At 61.0% G+C, this 22,256-nt stretch carries 19 protein-coding genes; 17 read left to right on the top strand and 2 right to left on the bottom strand.

Annotation, left to right across the window (positions count from 1 at the left end; all coding sequences use genetic code 11):
- The first annotated feature begins 10 nt into the window (after positions 1-10).
- The 5 genes from Q7T36_RS13205 (at position 11) to Q7T36_RS13185 (ending at position 7,093) form a co-directional block, all read left to right on the top strand.
- On the top strand, positions 11-901 hold the full coding sequence (locus tag Q7T36_RS13205; RefSeq protein WP_304849300.1) for an OmpA family protein: 891 nt from the start codon (positions 11-13) through the stop codon (positions 899-901).
- 192 nt (positions 902-1,093) lie between these two features.
- Positions 1,094-3,967, top strand: coding sequence for an adenosylcobalamin-dependent ribonucleoside-diphosphate reductase (locus Q7T36_RS13200; RefSeq protein WP_304849297.1), 2,874 nt, complete (start codon positions 1,094-1,096; stop codon positions 3,965-3,967).
- A 71-nt stretch (positions 3,968-4,038) separates the two neighbouring features.
- Positions 4,039-4,293 carry a hypothetical protein gene (locus Q7T36_RS13195; protein WP_304849294.1) on the top strand — a complete coding sequence of 85 codons (255 nt, stop codon included), beginning with the start codon at positions 4,039-4,041 and terminating at the stop codon, positions 4,291-4,293.
- Entirely contained in the window at positions 4,290-4,604 is a 315-nt protein-coding gene (locus Q7T36_RS13190; protein ID WP_304849291.1) for a rhodanese-like domain-containing protein, read from the top strand. The genes Q7T36_RS13195 and Q7T36_RS13190 overlap by 4 nt, the downstream gene beginning before the upstream one ends.
- A gap of 185 nt (positions 4,605-4,789) precedes the next feature.
- The gene (locus Q7T36_RS13185; protein ID WP_304849288.1) at positions 4,790-7,093 is read left to right on the top strand and encodes a molybdopterin-dependent oxidoreductase; all 2,304 of its coding nucleotides are present in this window, start codon (positions 4,790-4,792) and stop codon (positions 7,091-7,093) included.
- A gap of 16 nt (positions 7,094-7,109) precedes the next feature.
- Here the strand turns inward: Q7T36_RS13185 and Q7T36_RS13180 are convergent, their stop codons facing one another.
- Positions 7,110-7,505 carry a hypothetical protein gene (locus Q7T36_RS13180; RefSeq protein ID WP_304849285.1) on the bottom strand — a complete coding sequence of 132 codons (396 nt, stop codon included), beginning with the start codon at positions 7,503-7,505 and terminating at the stop codon, positions 7,110-7,112.
- A 153-nt stretch (positions 7,506-7,658) separates the two neighbouring features.
- On the opposite strand from Q7T36_RS13180, the gene clpB reads away from it, so the two are divergent.
- The 11 genes from clpB (at position 7,659) to Q7T36_RS13125 (ending at position 20,553) form a co-directional block, all read left to right on the top strand.
- Positions 7,659-10,244: an ATP-dependent chaperone ClpB gene (clpB, locus tag Q7T36_RS13175; protein ID WP_304849282.1), complete on the top strand. Its 2,586-nt coding sequence runs from the start codon at positions 7,659-7,661 to the stop codon at positions 10,242-10,244.
- 152 nt (positions 10,245-10,396) lie between these two features.
- Positions 10,397-10,735 (top strand): endonuclease domain-containing protein, encoded by a 339-nt coding sequence (locus Q7T36_RS13170; protein ID WP_304849279.1) that lies wholly within the window; start codon positions 10,397-10,399, stop codon positions 10,733-10,735.
- A 156-nt stretch (positions 10,736-10,891) separates the two neighbouring features.
- On the top strand, positions 10,892-11,890 hold the full coding sequence (locus tag Q7T36_RS13165) for an AraC family transcriptional regulator (RefSeq protein WP_304849276.1): 999 nt from the start codon (positions 10,892-10,894) through the stop codon (positions 11,888-11,890).
- A 145-nt stretch (positions 11,891-12,035) separates the two neighbouring features.
- Positions 12,036-12,944: an oxygenase MpaB family protein gene (locus Q7T36_RS13160; protein ID WP_304849273.1), complete on the top strand. Its 909-nt coding sequence runs from the start codon at positions 12,036-12,038 to the stop codon at positions 12,942-12,944.
- A 186-nt stretch (positions 12,945-13,130) separates the two neighbouring features.
- Positions 13,131-13,838: an ABC transporter ATP-binding protein gene (locus tag Q7T36_RS13155; RefSeq protein WP_304849271.1), complete on the top strand. Its 708-nt coding sequence runs from the start codon at positions 13,131-13,133 to the stop codon at positions 13,836-13,838.
- Positions 13,835-16,201 (top strand): ABC transporter permease, encoded by a 2,367-nt coding sequence (locus Q7T36_RS13150; protein ID WP_304849267.1) that lies wholly within the window; start codon positions 13,835-13,837, stop codon positions 16,199-16,201. The genes Q7T36_RS13155 and Q7T36_RS13150 overlap by 4 nt, the downstream gene beginning before the upstream one ends.
- Before the next feature lie 165 nt (positions 16,202-16,366).
- On the top strand, positions 16,367-17,563 hold the full coding sequence (locus Q7T36_RS13145; RefSeq protein ID WP_304849263.1) for an efflux RND transporter periplasmic adaptor subunit: 1,197 nt from the start codon (positions 16,367-16,369) through the stop codon (positions 17,561-17,563).
- Between the two features lie 172 nt (positions 17,564-17,735).
- Complete coding sequence (locus tag Q7T36_RS13140; RefSeq protein WP_304849744.1) at positions 17,736-18,212, top strand: hypothetical protein; 477 nt, start codon at positions 17,736-17,738, stop codon at positions 18,210-18,212.
- A gap of 6 nt (positions 18,213-18,218) precedes the next feature.
- The gene (locus Q7T36_RS13135) at positions 18,219-19,406 is read left to right on the top strand and encodes an iron-containing alcohol dehydrogenase (protein WP_304849260.1); all 1,188 of its coding nucleotides are present in this window, start codon (positions 18,219-18,221) and stop codon (positions 19,404-19,406) included.
- A 179-nt stretch (positions 19,407-19,585) separates the two neighbouring features.
- Entirely contained in the window at positions 19,586-20,020 is a 435-nt protein-coding gene (locus tag Q7T36_RS13130) for a hypothetical protein (protein ID WP_304849257.1), read from the top strand.
- Between the two features lie 125 nt (positions 20,021-20,145).
- Entirely contained in the window at positions 20,146-20,553 is a 408-nt protein-coding gene (locus Q7T36_RS13125) for a hypothetical protein (RefSeq protein WP_304849254.1), read from the top strand.
- Positions 20,554-20,663: 110 nt separating this feature from the next.
- On the opposite strand, the gene Q7T36_RS13120 is transcribed toward Q7T36_RS13125, so the two are convergent.
- Positions 20,664-20,906 (bottom strand): hypothetical protein, encoded by a 243-nt coding sequence (locus tag Q7T36_RS13120; RefSeq protein ID WP_304849250.1) that lies wholly within the window; start codon positions 20,904-20,906, stop codon positions 20,664-20,666.
- Positions 20,907-21,073: 167 nt separating this feature from the next.
- On the opposite strand from Q7T36_RS13120, the gene Q7T36_RS13115 reads away from it, so the two are divergent.
- Positions 21,074-22,234 (top strand): S9 family peptidase, encoded by a 1,161-nt coding sequence (locus Q7T36_RS13115; protein ID WP_304849247.1) that lies wholly within the window; start codon positions 21,074-21,076, stop codon positions 22,232-22,234.
- Positions 22,235-22,256: the final 22 nt, after the last annotated feature.

Here is a 22,256-nt window from a genome sequence, read left to right as displayed (position 1 = left end):
GGCGCTTTTTATGAAACAAAACATCCTCCTCGGGCTGGCGCTGATGCTGGCCCTGCCTGCCAGTCTGCATGCGGAAACCGCCGCTACCCGCTACCCTGGCTATCTCACCGAGCCCGACGGGGAACTGGTGCGCAACGGCTACAATCAATGCTGGCGCACCGTGGAGTGGCGTCCGGAACTGGCGCTGGCGGAATGCGAGCCTGAATTCATCCAGATTCGCAAAAAGCTGGCGCTGGAAGAAGAAAAGAAGGCAAAAAAGAAGCCGCTCAATGCCAAGCCAGTTGTTGAGGAAAAACCTATAGAGGGCAATAAGGGCATCGACATGGTGATGTCGCCCGAGCCGCCGGCCGCCACTACCGGCGCGGTTGTTGTTCCCTCGGGTGCGCTGGCCAGCATCCCGCTGCCTGCACCGCCACCACCACCCCAGCGCTTTGGCGTGGAGACCGTCTACACGCCGCTGGTATTGAACAGTGATGCGTCCTTCCGCTTTGGTGATGACAAGCTGACCTCCGAGGGCCGTGACGCGGTGACGATTCTGGCAGCGTCCCTCAAAAACCGGAATCCGCTGGAGTTGCGCATCACCATTGTCGGGCATACCGACCGGGTAGGCTCGCCCCAGGCCAATTTGCAGTTGTCAAAGCGCCGCGCCGACGCCGTGAAAAAAGTGATGGTGGAGGAAGGGTTGCCGGCAACGGTCATCAGCGCCGAGGGCAAAGGCTCCGCAGAGCCGGTGACCCGCCGGGATGATTGTTCCGACAAGCTGGTCAAGTGTGAGTTGATTGACTGCCTGCGCCCCGACCGCCGGGTGGAAGTGCAGGTGCGCGGCCGGGTGGAGTCCGGCAAAAAGCTGGTGCCTTTGCCCCCCGAGGCTCCGGCAGTCCCTGCATCACCGGCTCCCTGAGCCGGGTTATCAGCGCGACAAATGCTGTCGCGCTGATAGCACTATATCTTGTGTTTGTATCCTTTTGAAAACACAAGTGAAATTATTAAGTCATTGATTTGTATCAATTTATAGTTTTAATATCCCGGTTCACTTTTAGTGGCGGCAGGCGTATTCTGGCGGAAATCCTTCGCCACATCCTGGAACCCCGTCATGACTGCCCGTGAATCCCTGCCTGCTGACCAGCGTCCGGTCACTGCCTTGCCTGCCCAACCCATTTCCGCCGAAATCCTGCTGGAAAAATACGCCAAGGGCGATGAGCTTTCCGTCCAGGATGTGCGATTGCGTGTCGCCAAGGCTCTGGCCCGTGTCGAGGATGAGTCCGTGCGCGCCGACTGGGAGCAGCGTTTCTTCGAAACCCAGGAAAACGGTTTTGTCCCCGCCGGCCGCATCAACTCCGCCGCCGGCACCCGTCTCACCGCCACCCTCATCAATTGTTTCGTGCAACCGGTGGGCGATGCGGTTACTGAGTCTGTCGATGGCCGTCCCGGCATCTACACGGCGCTGGCCGAAGCCGCCGAGACCATGCGGCGCGGTGGCGGCGTAGGCTATGACTTTTCCAGTATCCGGCCCTCCGGCGCGTTCGTGAAGGGCACGCAGTCGCGGGCAAGCGGCCCGGTGTCGTACATGCGCGTCTTCGACCGCTCCTGCGAAACCGTGGAGTCCGCCGGGGCGCGGCGCGGGGCGCAGATGGGCGTGCTGCGCTGCGACCATCCCGATATTGAAGCCTTCATCCACGCCAAGGACGAGGGCGACCTGCGTAACTTCAATATCTCGGTGGGGGTGACGGATGCCTTCATGCAGGCGGTGGAAGCCGACGGCGATGTCGAGCTGGCGCACAAGGCCGAGCCGTCGCCGGAATGGAAGGAGAAGGGCGCGTGGCAGCGCGAGGACGGGCAGTGGGTGTACCGCAAGGTGCGGGCGCGGGAGTTGTGGGACCAGATCATGCGTTCCACCTATGACCATGCCGAGCCGGGCATCCTGTTCCTGGATCGCATGAACAAGGACAACAACCTGTCGTATTGCGAAACGATTGAGGCGACCAACCCGTGCGCTGAACAACCGCTTCCGCCCTACGGCTGCTGCTGCCTCGGCTCCATCGACCTGACGCGTTTTGTCCGCGACGCCTACAGTGACAAGGCAGCATTCGATTTCACTGCTTTTGCCGTCAATATCGCCGTGTCGGTGCGCATGCTGGACAACGTGCTGGATTCCACGCATTGGCCCTTGCCCGCGCAGGCGCAGGAAGCCGCCAACAAGCGCCGCGTCGGCCTGGGCTTCACCGGCTTGGGCGATGCGCTGATCATGCTGCGCCTGCGTTACGACACCGCCGAAGCCCGTGACATGGCCGGGAAAATATCGATCTTCCTGCGCGACCATGCATATCTGGCCTCGGTGGAGCTGGCGAAGGAGCGCGGTGCATTCCCGTTATTTGACGCCGACAAGTACCTGAGTGGTGAAAGCTTCGCCACCCGCCTGCCGGACGAGATCAAGAAGCAGATCCGCAAGCACGGCCTTCGCAACTCGCACCTGCTGTCGATCGCGCCCACCGGCACCATCTCGCTGGCTTTTGCCGACAACGCTTCCAACGGTATTGAGCCACCGTTCTCGTGGACGTACACCCGTAAAAAACGCATGCCCGACGGCACCTTCAAGGAATATGCGGTGGAAGACCATGCCTGGCGCTTGTACAAGCATCTGGGCGGCGATGTGAAGCACCTGCCGGACTATTTCGTTACCGCGCTGGACATGAGCGCGCAGGCGCACAAGGACATGGTGGCCGCCGTGGCCCCCTATGTCGACACCAGCATTTCCAAGACGGTGAACGTGCCTGCCGATTACCCCTATACCGAGTTTGAAGACCTGTACATGACGGCGTGGAAGGCCGGGCTGAAGGGGCTGGCGACCTATCGCCCCAACAGCGTGCTGGGCTCGGTGCTGTCGGTGGACAGCGCCTCTGCCCCGAAGGACGCCAAGACCCCGCAGGATGTGGAACTGGACGCCGCCAATACGCGTTTGACCATTCATGCCCTGCCCGCGCCGGTGCTGGCCAGCCTGCGCTGGCCTGGCCGGCCGACGCTGCCCGATGGCAACGAAGCCTGGACCTACCTGCTGGAGTCGCCGCAAGGGCAGTTTGCGCTGTTTGTCGGCCATACCCGCGACGACAAGGACCGCGCCTTCCCGTTCGAAGTCTGGGTCAACGGCGCGGACCAGCCGCGCGGCCTGGGGGCCGTGGCGAAAACGCTGTCGATGGACATGCGCGCCAACGACCGCGCCTGGCTGAAACTGAAGCTGGATGTGCTGGCGAAGACGGTGGGTGAAGGTTCCTTTACGCTGCCTTTCCCGCCACACGGGGAAGGTAAGGTGATGCCGGGCATCGTTGCCGCTTTTGCTCAGCTGGTGCGCTACCGTTGTGAGAAGTTAGGCGCATTTGACCATACCGAACCGCATCCGGTTCTGGACGCGCTGTTCAGCCAGCAGGAGCCGAAGACCGGCACCGACGGCACGCTGTCGTGGACGGTAGATGTGACCAATGCCGCCACGGGTGAAGAGTTTGTGCTGGGGCTGAAGGAAATCACGCTGCCGGACGGGGTGACGCGGCCGTATTCGATGTGGCTGTCGGGCAATTATCCGCGCGCGCTGGACGGGCTGGCGCAGTTACTGTCGCTGGACATGCGGGTGATGGACCCGGCGTGGATCGGCATGAAGCTGCGCAAGTTGTTGAATTATCCGGAGCCGTTGGGCGATATGTGGGCGTTCATTCCCGGCACGCGGCGGCAGCAGAACTGGCCGTCGACGGTGGCTTATGTGGCACGGTTGGTTATTCACCGTTATGCCATGCTGGGGGTGCTGGATGAGCGGGGGTATCCGCTGCGGGAGATGGGGATTTTGCAGGCGCCCAAGGAGGAGGGGGAGCGGCCGGTGATGGCGGGGGCAAGATGCGGGGAGTGCGGGAATTACACGGTGATCCGGAAGGATGGGTGTGATTTTTGTAGTGCGTGCGGGGCGGTGGGGAGTTGTGGCTAAACACGTGTTCCTGACCTTGCCGTAGGGGCGCACTGCGTGCGCCCTCTCTGCCAAGCACTTCGGTGGTTTGGTTGGCTACCGGCATCCGCCTGCCGCGGGCCTTCCTTATTTGTCTTGGCAAAAAGGAAGCAAAAACCGTGTCCTTCGCCAAAACTCGCTGTCCGTTGGTTATGGTTAGCGCCGCCTTGTCTGGCGGCGTTTTTGTTTCTGCGGATTTTTTCACGCTCAGACAGTTGGCTGCGGACGGCATTTTTTTATGTAGAATCCAGTCTTTCATCATTCCTGCGCAGGCGGGAATCTACTTCCGCTACAGAGAAATTCCATGATCCGTGAACTTCCCATTACCGAACTTGATCTTTCCCAAGCCGCGACCATTTGGGATGTACGGGATGCCAAGTCCTTTGCGGAAGGGCATTTGCAAGGGGCGGTGAACCGGCCGATTGACGGGCTGTCGGCGGAGTTGCTGGCGGCGGTGCCGGTCGGGGAGCCGGTGTATGTGTTGTGCGGCGGCGGGACGAAGGCGCCGCGCGCGGCGATGCTGCTGGATGGGTTTGATGCGGGGCGGGAGGTGGTGGTGCTGGCTGGCGGGACGCGCAAGGCGAAGGCGGAGGGGTTGCCGATCGAGACCGGAACCTGAGGGATTCTGTGGGCCCCGCGCGGGTGATTCCGGTGGGGCCGCTTCCTGCGTGACTCCCCGTTCATCTTTTCCCCGGTGTTTGCGCCCCCGCTGTCATTGACGGGTTCCAAAATGGAACTTATAGTCGATTCAACAGGGTTAATCCCTTCTTGTTTATTGTTTCGCCTGTCCGCCGGAGTTCAGCCATGTCGCACGCCCAGCCCGAAGCCTGGAAGAAAACCGCCTGCATCCTCTGTAGCCTGAATTGCGGTCTGGAGGTGCAGACCGGGGGCGAGGATGGCCGCCAGATCCTGAAAATTCGCGGGGATGACGATCATCCCGGTTCGCAAGGCTATGTCTGCGAGAAGTCGCAGCGCATGAATTACTACCAGAACGGAGCCGACCGGCTGACGTCGCCGATGCGCCGTCGTCCGGATGGTTCGTATGAAGCCATTCCGTGGGACACCGCTATCCGGGAAATTGCGGCGAAGTTCAAGCAGATCAAGTCCCAATACGGCGGCGAGAGCATTCTCTATTACGGCGGCGGAGGTCAGGGCAACCATCTCGGCGGGGCCTATGCCGATTGCCTGTTGAAGGCGGTGGGCAACAAATACCGCTCCAATGCGCTGGCGCAGGAGAAGACCGGCGAGTTCTGGGTGGGCGGCAAGATGTTTGGCAGCGGCAACCACGGTGATTTCGAACATGCCGAGGTATCGGTGTTTGTCGGCAAGAATCCGTGGCAGTCGCACGGCTTCGCCCGCACCCGCGTGCTGCTGCGCGAGATCGAGAATGACCCCAAGCGCAAGATGATTGTGCTGGACCCGCGCAGGAGCGAGACGGCGCGCATGGCGGATTACCATCTGGCGGTGAAGCCGGGGACCGATGCCTGGTGCCTGGCGGCGATGGCCGGGGTGATGGTGCAGGAAGGGTTGGTGAAGCGGGACTGGGTGGCGGCGCACACCAGCGGTTTTGAACAGATTGAACCGGTGCTGAAGGCAATACCGGTGGCCGATTACGCCAAGGTTTGCGGTGTGGACGAGAGCCTGATCCGCGAGGCGGCGCGCTGCATTGCGGCAGCGGAAAGCGTGTCGGTGTTCGAGGATCTGGGCGTGCAGATGAACGTGCATTCGACGCTGGTGAGCTACCTGCAACGCCTGCTGTGGGTGCTGACCGGCAACTACGGACGTCGCGGCACGGCCAACGCCTTCGTGCCCTTCCTGTCGCTGTCCAAGGCCAGCAAGGGCGACAGCAACACCTCGTCGAAGACGCCGGTGAAGCGGGTGGAACGGCGCAGTCCGGTGACCAACTCCAAGATCATCATCGGCCTGATTCCCTGCAACGTCATTCCTGAGGAAATCCTCACCGACCACCCGAAACGATTCCGGGCGATGCTGGTGCAGAGCGGCAACCCGGTGCATTCCCTGGCCGACAGCCAGCGCATGCGCGAGGCCTTCCGCGCGCTGGAACTGTCGGTGGTGGTGGATGTGGCGATGACCGAAACGGCGCGACAAGCCGATTATGTGCTGCCCGCCAGCAGCCAGTTCGAGAAGGCGGAAGCCACCTTCTTCAATCTGGAATTTCCGCGCAATGTCTTTCAGGTGCGCCAGCCCTTGTTCAACCCGTTGCCCGGCACGCTGTCCGAAGCCGAAATTTACGCCCGCCTGCTGGAGGCCATGGGCGAGATCGGGGAAATGGATTACCTGCCGTTGCGGCTGGCGCTGAAGTTGGGCCGTCAGGCCTTTACCGCCGCTTTTTTTGCCGCCGTGGCGATCAAGCCGAAGCTGATGAACTACGCGCCGATCCTGATTTACCGCACGCTGGGGCAGACCCTGCCGCAGGGCATGGAACAGGCGTCGGTGACCTGGGCCTTGTCGCTGTTGTTCGTGCAGGGTAACCGCCAGTCTTCGGCGCGGGCCGGTTTTGGCGGTTTGCTGCCGCTGGCGGGCAACCGGCTGTTCGACGCCATCCTCAATACGCCGTCCGGCGTGGTGTTCGCCGAGACAAATCATGAGGAAAGCTGGAAGGCGATCGGCTATCCGGGACATCGCATCAACCTGCATATCCCGGAGCTGTTGCCCGAATTGGCAAAGCTGGCCAGCGAAGGATTGCCGAGGGATACCGATTATCCCTTCATTCTGGCGGCGGGTGAGCGACGTAGCGACACCAGCAACACCACGGTGCGCAACACCGGCTGGCACCGCAAGGGCCGGTACGGCACGCTGCGGATGAACCCGTCCGATGCCGAGGCTTTGGGCTGCAAGGACGGTGAACAGGTCATGCTCAGCACGCGGCGCGGGTCGGTGGTGGTGCCGGTGGAAATCTCGGAGATGCTGCCGCGGGGCAGCTTGTCGCTGCCGAACGGGCAGGGGCTGGATTATGTGGATGCGGACGGAAAGACCGTGCGGATGGGGGTGGCGCCGAATGAACTGACCGATTGCACGCGGCGGGATTTCCTGGCGGGAACGCCGTGGCACAAGTATGTGGCGGCGAGGGTGGAGCGGGTGGCCTGAGTAACCATGATGGCGCTCAGCGCAGCGCCATCACCACCCAGGGGAATGTGATCAGCAGCAACACCCCGAACAGCAGGTAATTCCCGGCCCGGGGATCGAAGTCGATAAATGCTTTCCGCCACGGCCGTTTCAGCACGAGTTTGCCCAGCATCACGTCGAATGACGCCATGAACAGCGCAATCGTGACGCCCAGCCCGAGCAAAGGCCCGGTGCCCCGGATACCCATTCCCGGCACCACGAACCAACAGACCGCGAAAGCCAGCAGCGAGCCGGTGACGATGCTGATTTTCAATGCCCGTTTCTTGCCGATACGAGGCACGATAACGGCGGCGCGGAAAATGCCGTGCAGTGTTTCGGCGGAAGCCAGCAGCACGCAGAGCGACAACACGCGCAGCAGCAAATCCGTATTCATGATCAATTCTCCCCTGACGGCACTTGTGGACAATAGTCTGTTTTTCAATCCAAAAAATCACGATAAAAAAAGAAAAAATCCCACGCTTGAAATAAAGGGTCTATACCTCATCTCTACAACAACCCCACTATTGCTGTGTGAATGAGACCAACCATGCGCTTCGACAAATTGACCGCGAAACTGCAACAGGCCCTCAGTGATGCCCAGTCGCTGGCTGTCGGCCGTGACCATACCACCATCGAACCCGCCCACTTGCTGCTGGCCTTGCTGCAGCAACAGGACGGCAGCACCCGGCCGCTGCTCAGCCAGTCCGGAGGCAACATTGCCACGCTGGAACGCAAGCTGAACGAGCTGCTGGAAGGCGTGGCGGTGATCAAGAACCCCACCGGCGAAGTGCAGGTGGGGCAGGAACTGTCCAAAGTGCTGAATCTGGCCGACAAGCTGGCGCAGAAGAAACAGGACCAGTTCATCGCCAGTGAGTTGGCGATCCTGGCCATGCTGGAAGCCGGCGGTGCCGTGGCCAAGGCGCTGCAACAAAGCGGCGTCGACAAGAACAAGCTGAATGCCGCCATCCAGACCATTCGTGGAGATGAACCCGTGACTGACGCCAACGCCGAAGACAACCGCCGCGCCCTGGGCAAGTACACCATCGACCTCACCGAGCGTGCCGCCGCCGGCAAGCTGGACCCGGTGATTGGCCGTGACGATGAAATCCGCCGCACCATCCAGGTGTTGTCGCGCCGCACCAAGAACAATCCGGTGCTGATTGGTGAACCGGGCGTCGGCAAGACCGCCATTGTCGAAGGGCTGGCGCAGCGCATCGTCAACGGTGAAGTGCCGGAAGGGCTGAAGAACAAGAAGGTGCTGTCGCTGGACATGGGCGCGCTGATTGCCGGCGCCAAGTTCCGGGGCGAATTCGAGGAGCGCCTGAAAGCAGTGCTGAGCGATCTGGCGAAGCAGGAAGGCAATGTCATCTTGTTTATCGACGAACTGCACACCATGGTCGGCGCAGGCAAGGCTGAAGGCGCGATGGACGCGGGTAACATGCTCAAGCCCGCCCTGGCGCGCGGTGAGCTTCACTGCGTCGGCGCGACGACGCTGGACGAATACCGCCAGTACATCGAGAAGGATGCCGCGCTGGAGCGCCGTTTCCAGAAGGTGCTGGTGGACGAGCCGTCGGTGGAAGACACCATCGCCATCCTGCGCGGCCTGAAGGAGCGTTATGAACTGCACCACGGCGTCGACATCACCGACCCGGCGATCATCGCCGCCGCCAAGATGTCGCACCGCTACATCACCGACCGCAAGCTGCCGGACAAGGCCATCGACCTGATCGACGAAGCCGCCTCGCGCATCCGCATGGAAATGGACTCCAAGCCCGAGGAGATGGACAAGCTCGACCGCCGCCTGATCCAGCTGAAGATGGAGCGGGAAGCGCTGAAGCAGGAGAAGGACAAGGCCTCCGTCGCCCGTCTGGAAACGCTGGAACAGACCATCGAGAAAATGGAACGCGAATACGCTGACCTCAACGAGATATGGCAGGCCGAGAAGGCCAGCGTCAAGGGTGCGCAGCAGATCAAGGAGGAACTGGACAAGGCCCGCTTCGACTTCGAAAAGGCGCAGCGCACCGGCGACATGGCGGAAATGTCGCGTCTGAAATACGGTGTCATTCCCGAACTGGAAAAGCAGCTGAGCCAGTCGCAGCAAGTGGAACAGGGCACCCACAAGCTGCTGCGCAGCAAGGTGACCGAGGTTGAAATTGCCGAAGTGGTGGCGAAGGCCACCGGCATTCCCGTCAGCAAGATGATGGAAGGCGAGCGCGAGAAGCTGCTGCGCATGGAAGAGTCGCTGCATTCGCGGGTGGTGGGCCAGCACGAGGCGGTAACTGCCGTCGCCAATGCCGTGCGCCGGTCCCGCGCCGGGCTGTCCGACCCCAACCGGCCGACCGGTTCGTTCCTGTTCCTCGGCCCCACCGGCGTCGGCAAGACCGAGCTGTGCAAGGCGCTGGCGACCTTCCTGTTTGATACCGAAGACTCGATCGTGCGTATCGACATGTCGGAATTCATGGAGAAGCACAGCGTCTCCCGCCTGATAGGCGCACCTCCCGGCTATGTCGGTTACGAGGAAGGCGGTTATCTGACCGAAGCCGTGCGTCGCAAGCCGTACTCGGTGATTTTGCTGGATGAGGTCGAGAAGGCGCATCCGGACGTGTTCAACGTGCTGCTGCAGGTGTTGGAAGATGGTCGCCTGACGGATGGTCAGGGCCGTACCGTCGACTTCAAGAACACGGTGATCATCATGACTTCTAACCTGGGTTCGGATGTGATCCGTAACTTCAGCGAGGAGAAGCAGTACGACCACATCAAGCTGGCGGTGATGGAAGTGGTGGGCGAGCATTTCCGCCCGGAATTCATCAACCGCATTGATGAGGTGGTGGTGTTCCATCCGCTGGAGGAAAGCCAGATCCAGGGCATTGCCGAGATTCAATTGGAACGCCTGCGCAAGCGGTTGGCTGAACGCGATCTGAAACTGGAGCTGACGACGTCGGCGATGGAACAGCTGATCGTGGCCGGTTACGACCCGGTGTATGGTGCGCGGCCGTTGAAGCGCGCCATCCAGACCGGTTTTGAAAACCCGCTGGCGCAGAAGCTGCTGGCCGGGGAATTTGTGGCCGGGGATACCATCATGGCGGATGTGGAGCAGGGACGTTTGGTGTTTGGGAAGCAGAAGCTGCATTGATGATGTAACTCCCTCTCCCCTTGTGGGAGAGGGCCGGGGAGAGGGGTACTGCGGTAGTTGCTGAACTGCAGGTGTGTCTTGGCGACGTTCCGCACCCCTCTCCCTAACCCTCTCCCACAGGGGGAGAGGGGATTTCTTTATGGAAGAAGAGCATGTCAGTATTGGAAAACGCAAAGTATCTACGTTCAAACATGACCGACGCTGAAAAGCTGCTTTGGTCAATGCTCCGAGCCGGTCGTTTCGGCTGCAAATTCCGCCGCCAAGCCCCCATCGGCCCCTACATTGCCGATTTCGTCTCCTTTACCCACAAACTGATTATCGAACTGGATGGCGGGCATCATGCTGAGCCGGACCAACTGGCCTACGACCGTCTTCGTCAGCAGCATCTGGAGGGAGAAGGCTTTCGTGTGCTGCGATTCTGGAATCATGAGGTTTTGGGAGAGATGGAGGCTGTGCTATGGAGGATTGATGGGGCTATTATCAATGCTTGAATTTCAATAATGAACCTCCCTCTCCCCTTGTGGGAGAGGGCCGGGGAGAGGGGTACGGCAGTGGTGCTTGAACTGCAGGTGTGTCTTGGCGACGTTCCGCACCCCTCTCCCTAGCCCTCTCCCACAGGGGGAGAGGGGACATGAGGCTGATTCCGCATGCCCCCCGATTTCCCCGCCACCTACTCCCGCATGCTCGTCCGCGAACTCCGCCTGGACGAGGCGGGAGTCTTGCGCCTGCTGGCCGGATCGGCGGTGACGGCCCGGCAGCTATTCCAGCTGGACGCCCTGATTTCCGCGCCCGACCAGTACCGAATTATTCTCAACGCGCTGGCGCTATCCGGCAACCCGGCGCTGGGTTTGCAGGTCGGTTGCCACATGCCGCTGTCGGCGCACGGCGCGATGGGTGTGGCGGCATCCTCCGCACCGACACCGCGACTGGCGCTGGACGTACTGGAACACTTCGGCATCCTGCGCCTGCCGGTGGTGACTATGAGTCGCGCCATTGACGGCCATCATCTGCAACTGACCCTGTTCAGCGACATTCCCTATGACCCGGTGGGCATCTTCCTGATGGAGGCGTTGATCGCCTCGATCTTCTGGGTGATCGAGCAACCGCTGGGTCGGGCGGTGACGGGGGCGGAAATCGGGCTGGGTTACAACGCGCCTGTGCATGCGGCGCATTATGCCGAATTCTTGCACGGGCAGGTGGTTTTCGGGCAGGAACAGACCTGCCTGCGCCTGCCGCTGACGGAGCTGGATACCTCCAATCCCTTTGCCGACCCCGAAGTGCATGCCGGGGCCATCCGGCAATGCGAACGCCAGCGCGCCAGCCTGGAGACGCGTGAAACCTGGCGGACGCGTGTCGAGCGGGTGTTACAGCAGCATCCGGGGCAGTTGTGGACCATTACGGAAGTGGCGGCGGCGCTGCATCTGTCCGCGCGCAGCCTGACCCGGCATCTGGCGGCGGAGCAGTGTGTCTACCAGCAATTGCTGGACGGGGAGCTGTGCCGTCAGGCGCAACTGCATCTGGAACTGCCCGGGCATACCGTGGCGTCGGTGGCGGCGACGCTGGGTTATCAGGATGTGTCCGCCTTCCGCCGCGCCTTCAAACGCTGGACCGGACAGACCCCGCAAGATTGGCTGATGACGTGCTGATGGGGTGCGGAAAACGCCATATTGGCGTGATATGTACCCATGTGGGCGGGTTTGGTGCTTAACGGCGGTCATGGACACGGCGCAATATCGGAAATACAGATGCCGCGTTCCGGGCGTCAGAAGAATAACCGTCGAGAGGGTTTCCATGTCCGCCATCTACAGCAAGCGCCTGTTCCTCCAGCCTAATCCCGAGGTTGCCCGGGAAATCGCAGGGCTGGACGCCAAACGTGATTGCCAGCGCATTATCCATTTGCTGACCGCCTATGAATTCCCTTGGGATTTCCAGCGCGCGCTGGAGCTGGCCCTGTTCTACACTTACGGCAGCGCCACTGTCGCCAAGGTGCTGAACGCCACCGGCCAGTTCAGCAAGAGTGGCCAGAAACGCTACGACGACACCCGCCTGCTGATGACGCACATCATGGATTCCGGCTGGGATGGCGAGATCGGCAGCCGCGCCATTGAACGCGTCAACAAGAGCCACGGGCATTACCGTATTGCCCAGGACGATTTCCTGTTTGTGCTGTGGACCTTCATTGAATTCCCGATCCGCTGGACCACCCATTACGGCAAGCGCCCCATGACCCCGCACGAGCAGCAAGCCTGGTTTCATTTCTGGGCCGGGCTGGGCGAGCGCATGAACCTGACCGGGATTCCCGAGAGCAAGCATGCCTATGATCTGTGGGTGGACAAATACAAGCGCAAAACCTTCGTACCCAACGACGATAGCGCCCAAGTCGCAGCGGCCACCATCGCCATTTTTGAAGGCTGGCTGCCTCCGGTGCTGCGCGGCAAGGCTTCGCCGGTGATCTACAGTCTGTTCGACAACGACCTGCCGTTCCTGAACGCGGTAAAGGCACCCGTGCCGCCGCGTTATGTGCGGCCGGTGCTGGAGAAGGCCTTGCGGGCCTATGCCCGGCTAAGGCGCCATGTGGTCACCGGCCCGTACCCAGTGCTGCCGGATTCACCGCGCAACCGGACTTACGGCAGCAGGCCTTACCAAATTGAAGACCTGCGGCCGGAGCCGCTGGGGAAGAAGGAGGCGAGGCAGGGGTAGAGCGGGGGGCCGGGGAGGGATATGATCGTGGGATCACTAAATCTCCCTCTCCCCTTGTGGGAGAGGGCCGGGGAGAGGGGTACGGCGGTCGCGCTTGAACTGTCGGTGTGTTCGGGAGACTTTCCGCACCCCTCTCCCTAACCCTCTCCCACAAGGGGAGAGGGGACTCTTGCCCCCGGAACCCCCATGCCCGACCTCGTCTTCCGCGCCCGCGCCCTCACCAAAACCTACGACATGGGTGAGCAGCAGATCCATGCCCTGCGCGGCGTGGATCTGGACCTGTATCGCGGTGAACTGGTGGTGCTGCTGGGCGCGTCCGGCTCCGGCAAATCGACGCTGCTGAATATCCTCGGTGGCCTCGATACAGCCACCTCTGGCGAAGTGCAGTATGGCGGCCACGACCTGACGCGTGTCAGCGAGCGCGAGCTGACCGAATACCGCCGCCATCATGTCGGCTTCGTCTTCCAGTTCTATAACCTCATTGCTAGCCTCACCGCCCGCGAAAACGTGGAGGTAGTGACGGAAATCGCCGCCGATTCCATGTCGCCCGACGAGGCGCTGGAGCTGGTCGGTCTCAGTGACCGCGCCGACCATTTTCCCGCCCAACTCTCCGGCGGTCAGCAGCAGCGTGTGGCCATTGCCCGCGCCATCGCCAAGCGCCCGCAGGTGTTGCTGTGTGATGAACCCACCGGCGCGCTGGATTCGCAGACCGGCCTGATTGTGCTGGAAGCTCTGCAAACCGTGAACCGCACCCTCGGCACCACGACGGCTGTCATTACCCACAACGCCGCCATCGCCGACATGGCCGACCGGGTGATGGTGCTGTCCGATGGCCGCATCAGCGACGTGCGCAGCAACCCGCATCCCAAGTCACCCAAGGACATCCACTGGTGAAGCTGCCCGTCCTGCACCGCAAGCTGTGGCGCGAGCTGTGGCAGATGCGCGGCCAGGCGCTGGCGATCCTGCTGGTGATCGTGGCTGGGGTGGGGGTGTGCGTGATGAGCGTGTCCACCTACGATTCGTTGCAGCAGACCCGCGACCGTTTTTACCGTGACACCCGTTTCGCCCATCTCTTCGCCAATCTGACCCGCGCCCCGGAAGCGGTAGCGGAGCCGGTGACGCGCTGGCCGGAAGTCGCGGTGGTGGAAACGCGCATCACGGCGCCGGTCAGCCTGACCGTGCCGGGTTTTGGCGACCCGGTGACCGGGCAACTGGTGTCGATGCCGGACAGCGGGCAGCCGCAGCTGAACCGGCTGTACATCATTGAAGGGCAGATGCCCGGTGACTGGCAGGAAGACGAGGTGCTGATCAGCGATGCCTTTGCCGAAGCGCACCGCCTGCATCCCGGCTCGACGCTAACGGCGGTGCTGAACGGGCGGCAGCGGGTGCTGCATGTCACCGGCATCGCCATTTCCCCGGAATTCATCTACCAGATTGCACCGGGCGCGATGATGCCGGACTACCGTCATTTCGGTGTGCTGTGGATGCCGCGCAAGCCGCTGGCCAAAGCTTTCAACCTCGACGGCGCGTTCAACAGCCTGGTGCTGAGCCTGCAGCCGCGGGTTTCGGAAGCGGCGGTGATACAACGTTTGGACCTGCTGCTGGCGCGCTGGGGCGGCATCGGCGTCATCAGCCGCGAGGACCAGCTGTCCAACAAGTTCCTGACCGAAGAGTTCGAACAGCTGCGCACCATGGCCTGGCTGTTTCCGGTGATCTTCCTGTCGGTGGCGGCCTTCCTGCTGAACGTGGTGGTGACGCGGATGGTCAGCACGCAACGGCCGGTGATCGCCTTGCTGAAGGCCTTCGGCTACAGCAGCCGCGCCGTGGCGGTGCATTACGGGCAACTGATCCTGATCATCACCGGGCTGGGCATTCTGGGCGGCTTTGCGCTGGGTGCGTGGCTGGGGCAGTTGATGACCGGGGTCTACACCGACTATTACCGCTTCCCGGAACTGATCTATAACCTGAATACCCCGTGGCTGCTGCCGGTGGCCTTGCTGACCCTGCTGGCGACGCTGGCCGGAACGGCGCGGGCAGTGTTGTCCGCCGCCGCCATGCCGCCCGCCGAGTCGATGCGCCCCGAACCGCCGGAACGCTACCGCCTGACCTGGCTGGAACGTATCGGCCTGCGCCGCTGGCTGGGCGCGCCGGAGCGGATGATTTTGCGCCACTGGTCACGCCGTCCGGCCCGCGCCTTGTTGGCGGTGACCGGCATGGCGCTGGCGGTGGGCATCATGATGGTCGGCAACTTCCAGCAGGACGCGGTGCAGCAGATGATGTTCGTGCAGTTCCACCAGACCATGCGCCAGGACGTGGAAGTGGTATTCACCCAGACCCGGCCGGAACGGGCGCTGGGCAGTCTGCGCGCCATGCCCGGCGTGTTGTATGCGGAAGGGCAGCGCAGCGTCGCCGTGCGCCTGCGTCACGGGCATCGCAGCTACCGCACTGCGTTGCAGGGCATGCCTGACCAGCGGCGCCTGCAGCAGGTGCTGGATCTGGATCTGCGGCCGCTGGCCTTGCCCGACGACGGCCTGTTGCTGAACGAGCATCTGGCGCGCAAGCTGGGGGTGAAGGCGGGCGATTCGCTGCGGGTGGAAGTGCTGGAAGGCGGTCGGCCGGTGCGTGAGGTGCGGGTGGCAGCGCTGACGCAGCAATACATGGGCATGGGCGTCTACCTGCGGCAGGCGGCGCTGAACCGGCTGCTGCGCGAAGGCCCGGCCATCAGCAGCGCCTTGCTGGCGATTGATGACCGGCAGGCCGACAGCATCTACCGGCGCCTGCGCGAGATGCCTGGCGTGGCGGCGGTGAACCTGCGCCACACCCTGATTGAAAGTTTCAACGAGACGATGCAGCGGGTGCTGCTGACCTTCACCCTGATCAATGCCGTGATGGGTGCGGTGATCGCCTTCGGCGTGGTCTACAACACCGTGCGCATGGCGCTGGCCGAACGCAGCCGCGAACTGGCCAGCCTGCGCGTGCTGGGCTATACCCGGCAGGAAGCGGCTTATATCCTGCTGGGGGAACTGGCGGCGCTGACCTTGCTGGCGTTGCCGCTGGGGGTATTGTTCGGGGTGGGGTTGTGCCAGTTTATGGCGGGCAACCTGCAAACGGATCTGTACCGTATTCCGCTGGTGATCAGTGCCTACAACATCGCCTTTTCATCGGCGGTGGTGGTGGTGTCGGCGGTGGCGTCGGGTGTGGTGGCGTGGCGGAAAATTGCGGAGCTGGATATGGTGGGAGTGTTGAAGAGTGCGTGATTCCAAATCGAGCATGACGAACTCCCTCTCCCCTTGTGGGAGAGGGCCGGGGAGAGGGGTACGGCGGTGGTGCTGGAACCGCCGGTGTGCTCAGGCGACTTTCCGCACCCCTCTCCCTAACCCTCTCCCACAGGGGGAGAGGGGACTTTTTGATGGAACCTTGGCATGAAAACCCCGAAACCCCGTCATCTGATCTGGGCCCTGATCGCCTTGACCCTCACCGCCCTGCTGGTCTGGGGCCTGATGCCCTCGCCATTGCGCGTCGAAACCGCCAAGGTTGCCGTAGAACCGCTGCAAGTGACGCTGGAAGAAGAGGGCCGCGCCCGCGTGCGCGACCGCTTTGTCCTCTCCGCGCCGATTTCCGGCTACCTGCGCCGCGTCACCGCCAAGGTGGGTGACACTGTGCAATCCGGGCAAACCCTGGCGCAACTGGAGCCGCTGCGCGCGGAAGCCCTCGACGACCGCCGCCGCGCCGAAGCGCAAGCCCGTGTCGAGGCGGCCGGCGCCGGTCTGTCCGCTGCCGCCGAATCGGTCAGCGCCGCCCGTACCGACGCCACCCTCGCCAAGACCGAACTTGAACGCCTGCAAAAACTGCTGCCCACTCAGGCCGTCACCGAACAACAATTAGCCGCTGCCCGCGCCGCCAGCCAGCGCTCCGAGGCGACGCTGCGTTCCGCCCGTTTTGGCGAAGATGTCGCCCGCCACGACCTGCAAGCCGCCCGCACCGCATTGCGCTTCGCCGGAGACGACGGCGTGTCGCGGCAGGGCGTGCTGGCGCTGAAATCCCCGGCCTCCGGTGCGCTGCTGCGCCTGCTGCGCGACAGCGAAGGCGTGATCATGGCCGGTGCGCCGGTGCTGGAAGTGGGCGATCCCGCCGCGCTGGAAGTGGTGGTGGATGTGCTCAGTTCCGACGCCGTACAATTGCAGCCCGGCATGGCCGCGACATTGGAGCGGTGGGGCGGCGAACCGCTGGCCGCCACCGTCCGCCGCATTGAGCCGGTGGGCTTCACCCGCGTTTCGGCGCTGGGTGTGGACGAACAGCGCGTCACCGTGGTGCTGGACATCGCCTCGCCGCCGGAGCAATGGCGGCGGCTGGGCGACGGCTACCGTCTCGAAGCCCGTTTCCTGTTGTGGCAGGGCGAAAACATCCTACAAGCGCCTACTGCCGCGCTGTTCCGGCAGGGCGAGGGCTGGGCGGTGTTCACGCTGAAGGACGGCCGGGCGAAAATGACGCCAGTCACGGTCGGTCATCGTAATGGCCTGCAGGCGGAAATACTGACCGGGCTCAAGGCGGGCGACACTGTCATCGTGCAACCTGATGGTCGCATTTCCGACGGAATTCGCGTAGAAAACGGCCAATGACAACGCTTCTCCATATTCCGTAACGCCTTCCCGGCGTAATCTATTGCCGCACCGCAAGACGGATGCTAGTGTCCCCGCATCCCGTTCTTGTCTAACAATTCTCACCAGGAGGTGTACCCCCGTGAACAAACAGAAACTCCTGCTCGAACTGCAACGGCTCTATGTCACGATCATGATGGAAGTGATCGGCAAGGGGCTGGTCGCCGCCAGTGAAGTCGATGACGAAATCGCCCGCGAAGTCGCCGCCTTTCCCGCCGGTCTGGAAATCGAAATGATCGTGATGCCCGCCGGTCCGTCCTTCCGCGTGCGCGTCACCAACCATGGCACGCTGGAACTGGCCAACGGCAGCACCGCACGTCCCGGTCTCAGCATCAAGGTCAAGCACCTGGCCCATGCCTTCCTGGTGTTCACCTTCCAGGAAAGCACTGCCCGCGCCTTCGCCAACGACCGTATGGTGGCCGACGGCGAAGTGTCCTACGCCATCCGTCTGGTGCGCTGCCTGGACCGTATGGAAGCCCTGATCCTGCCAAAGCTGGTGGCCGAACGCGCCGTGAAGCGCTACCCGACCAATCTGCAACTGAGCGACAAAATCCAGAAAGCCGCCCGCATTTACGCGCTGGTGGGCAAACTTTTCCTGACACGGAGCTGATGCACCATGGCCAAGCCTTACTACGAATTCTTTTGTCCCGTCAAAATCGTCGCCGGTCACATGGCGCTGGAACACATCCCGTTCGAGCTGTCGACGCTGCAAGCCAAGCGTCCCATGATCATCACCGACAAGGGCGTGCGCGGCGCCGGTTTGCTGGCCCACGTCGAAGCCGCCTTTGAAGGCGCCGAGTCCGTCATTGCCGCCATTTATGACGACGTGCCGCCCGACAGCAGCCTGACCACCGTGCGCGACGCCGCCACGATGTTCCGCGCCAACAACTGTGACGCCATCATCGCCATCGGCGGCGGCTCCGTGATCGACACCTCCAAGGGCGTCAACATCCTCGTCACCGAAGGCGGCGACGACCTGATGAAGTACATGGGCGCGCACAACCTGAAGCGTCCGCTGAAGCCGTTCTTCGTGGTTCCGACCACTTCCGGCACCGGTTCGGAAGTGACCTTGGTGGCGGTGATTGCCGACAAGGAAAAGGGCGTGAAGATGCCGTTCACCTCCTACTTCCTGATGCCGAATGCCGCCGTGCTGGATTCGCGCATGACCATTACGCTGCCGCCGCACATCACTGCCATGACCGGTATGGATGCGCTGACGCATGCGGTGGAAGCCTTCACCTGCATGGCCCACAACCCGATGAGCGATGCCTACGCTACCGCTGCCATCAGCAAGATCAGCCAGAACCTGATGAAGGTGATGGAAGATCCGAAGGATGCGGAAGGTCGTCTGGAGCTGGCGCAGGCCTCGACCATGGCTGGGGCGGCGTTCTCGAATTCGATGGTGGGTCTGGTGCATGCGCTGGGTCATTCGCTGGGCGCGGTGTGCCATTTGCCGCATGGTCTGTGCATGAGCCTGTTCCTGCCGTATGTGCTGGAATACAACCTGGAAACCAGTGCGGATCGTATTGGTGAGTTGTTGCTGCCGTTGGCCGGGGCCGATGTGTATGCGGCGACGCCGAAGGCACAGCGGGCGTTGAAGGCGATTGCGCATATCAAGTCGATGCGTGATGAGTTGTATTCGCGTTGCAAGCTGCCGCGTACGCTGAAGGAGACCGGTAAGGTTTCGCTGGATCAGCTGGAGCATGTGGCGGAGCTGACGATTAATGATGGGTCGATTATCTTCAATCCGAAGGAGACGGATTATGAAGAGGCGTTGGCGATTTTGAAGAAGTCGTGGGAGTGAGGTGAAAGGGGAGGGGCGCGAAGACGCCCCTTTTCTTTTCCGTTTTCGAAAAATGAATTTAAAAAAGTAAGATGATGGTATGGCCCCTTTCTTTCTTTCTCGCTTCGACTGAGTTCGTTAATGCCAGGCTCACACATAATGACGGCCATACCATTATCCTACGAGACTTAGGGTGAGTTATGCCGTTTGTTGAAAGAATATTTTATGAAAATAGCGATTTCCCAAGATATAGAAGGCTGCTGGGTGTAAGCGGGAAAATACCGCTGGTTACTCCACAAGGTTGGTTTTTCGATGAGGAGCGTGGTATTGATTTTTTTGAGTTAGGTGGCCGAGGAGAGATGCCAGAGAGCACCGGTGCGCCTCCTAATAATTATATTCTTCTAGTGGATTCTTCGGTCTATAAAATTCAGCTGAGATGGGGAAGGGGATACGGAGGGGCGGGGGGATTAATATACCGATTTTCAGTGGAGTCAATAGATTTTCCTGCAGATAATAGGATGTCAAAAGATGTTTTTTATTCTTTATTGCGAGAGGCTCTTTTTTCTTGCGAACAGGCTAGGTTGAAAAGAGCGAAGTCCAAGTCGTTTGTAGAAAGTATATTAATACTTGACTGAAAAAGCCAACGTAGGGCGCAATAATATTGCGCCGGATTTATGATGCGGGCTAGAACAATGTGCTTCATTTGTTATCTGGACTGTGCGGCCGAGTTGAAGTTTGTGGTGAGCCAGAGGGCTTTTTGATGAACATGATTAACAAGTATGCCTTTTCCGTCATTCTGGCTGTTGTGGTTTATTCCGTGGCACTCTGGCTGAAAAGGCTGGATTATGTCTTGCGATTTGCTTCGGTGTCAGTGCTTTTTATGGCAGCCTTTTATTGCCAGGTCTGGTATACGCTCCGCCGCATGAGGTCGGCGATCGACACGACGCCTCCGTTGGAATTGTTCATGTTTGTGCAGGGTAAGTCACAGAAACTACTGGATATGTACCCCGCGTTGGGTTTCATGTTGTCTGTGGTTGCCGCCATCATCGTTGGTTACGGTTATTCATTTGGTTATACGGGGGTTATTCTGGTTGGCGTGATCCCGGTCTGGTTTGCGTTTGATATGCTGGTTATTGCGGCGACTGTTGATTATATTAAGAAAACGTAGGGGAAGAGCACGCAGTAAAAGTACGCCGGATTTATGAGTTGGGCACAATTCCCGTGCCAGCGTATGTGTCAAGGAAGAAACTTGCCCTACGTTGACGGCCAATCAGAGGTTCAGCGGGTATTAGAATCCTTGATAATCCACGTTTTACCCGCATACCGATAATAAGTTTTTGTCCCCCGAACGAATCGTTCTTCAATCTTCTTCGGATCCGAGAAGGACCATTCCGTGTCGACTCGCCAACCCTTCGCCTTGGCCCGAACCTCGGCGACAAGCAGCCCGGGTAAAATACACACGGCTCCCAAATAATCGCCCAGATCCTGAAGGCTGAAACCGGTAACACTACGTTTGGCCATGTGAGAGACACTCCTTCCAGGGCTGTTGGGCTTGTGACCTGCCCCCAATCGGAAATCCAGGGAGCGGTATTTCGTTAATTTTTACTACAACGCGACAACAACGTCAGCTATTTTATCCTCTCCATAGACGCCAGCCAAAACATGGCCATTGAAGCCAGGGAGCCAGAATGAACAAGCTGTTCGTGTACTCGATAGCCGCCATGGTCGGCGCCGGCGTGGTCTTCCTGACCAGCACTCATGAGCCCAAGAACCCTTATGACCCGGCATTCTGCGCCGGTCCGCCACTGCTGACCCCAGAAGCGCTGGCAGATGCCGTTGACCAAGGCTATGAGATTGACCGCGAGCATCGCTGCATCGACAAGCGCACTTACGCCGAAATCACCCGCCGCATTCAGGAAAACGACAAAAAGCGCCGGGAACTGACCGAACGACAGCAGGCGGATCAGGAAAAGGCAGCCTCCGAACCTAAGGAAACCCTCTCCCAAGCCCGGGCGGGTTTCTATACGGCCATTGCGGTGACGGAGGGCGATCACCCGATACTACCGAATCCGCCGTCCAACCTGTTTGTCCGCGCTGATTACACCAGCAACCAGCAGCAGTTGGCGGCTTTTGTCACGCCAAACCCGAACGACAACAAACGACATCCGGCCATTATCTGGCTCACCGGCGGCGACACCAGCACCCTCGACAACTTCTGGGAACCGCAGAACGGCAGTGACCAGACGGCCAGCGGCTTTCGCGACGCCGGGTTCATCATGATGTTCCCCACCCTGCGCGGCGGCAACCGCAATCCCGGCGCCAAGGAATTCTTTCTGGGTGAGGTGGATGATGTGCTGGCCGCTGCCGATCGCCTTGCCGAATTGCCGTATGTGGACCCGGACCGTATCTATCTGGGCGGACACAGCACCGGCGGCACCTTGGCCCTGCTCACGTCCGAGGCCAGCGCACGCTTCCGGGCGGTTTTTGCTTTCGGACCGGTCGCCGACATTGAGAATTATGGACAACTCATTCCGGTCAATTTCGCCAATCTTGACCGCAAGGAGCGAAGCCTGCGCTCACCGGTGCATTGGCTGGACGGTATTACCAAACCCACCTTTGTGATTGAAGGCAAGGACTATCCGGGCAATGCCAATGACGCACGGGAGTTGTGTCGTGAGACCCGCAATACCCGGCTGCACTGCGTGCTGGTGGAGGGCAAGACCCATTTCACGGCATTGCCGGTGATGACTGCGGAGTTGGCCCGGCTTTTGATTTCCAATCCCGCCGGATACGAGTTGGTGATGCATTTGCCGGGTGAAATTCCGCGGGGGGATCATTCGGGCCATTAAACGGGGCAGGGAATCAGCATCT

It is taken from the genome of Fluviicoccus sp. (assembly GCF_030646115.1).
Lineage (GTDB): Bacteria > Pseudomonadota > Gammaproteobacteria > Pseudomonadales > Moraxellaceae > Fluviicoccus.
The sequence above is the reverse complement of the archived record's forward strand: the minus strand, read 5'-3'. Positions and strand labels throughout refer to the sequence as shown.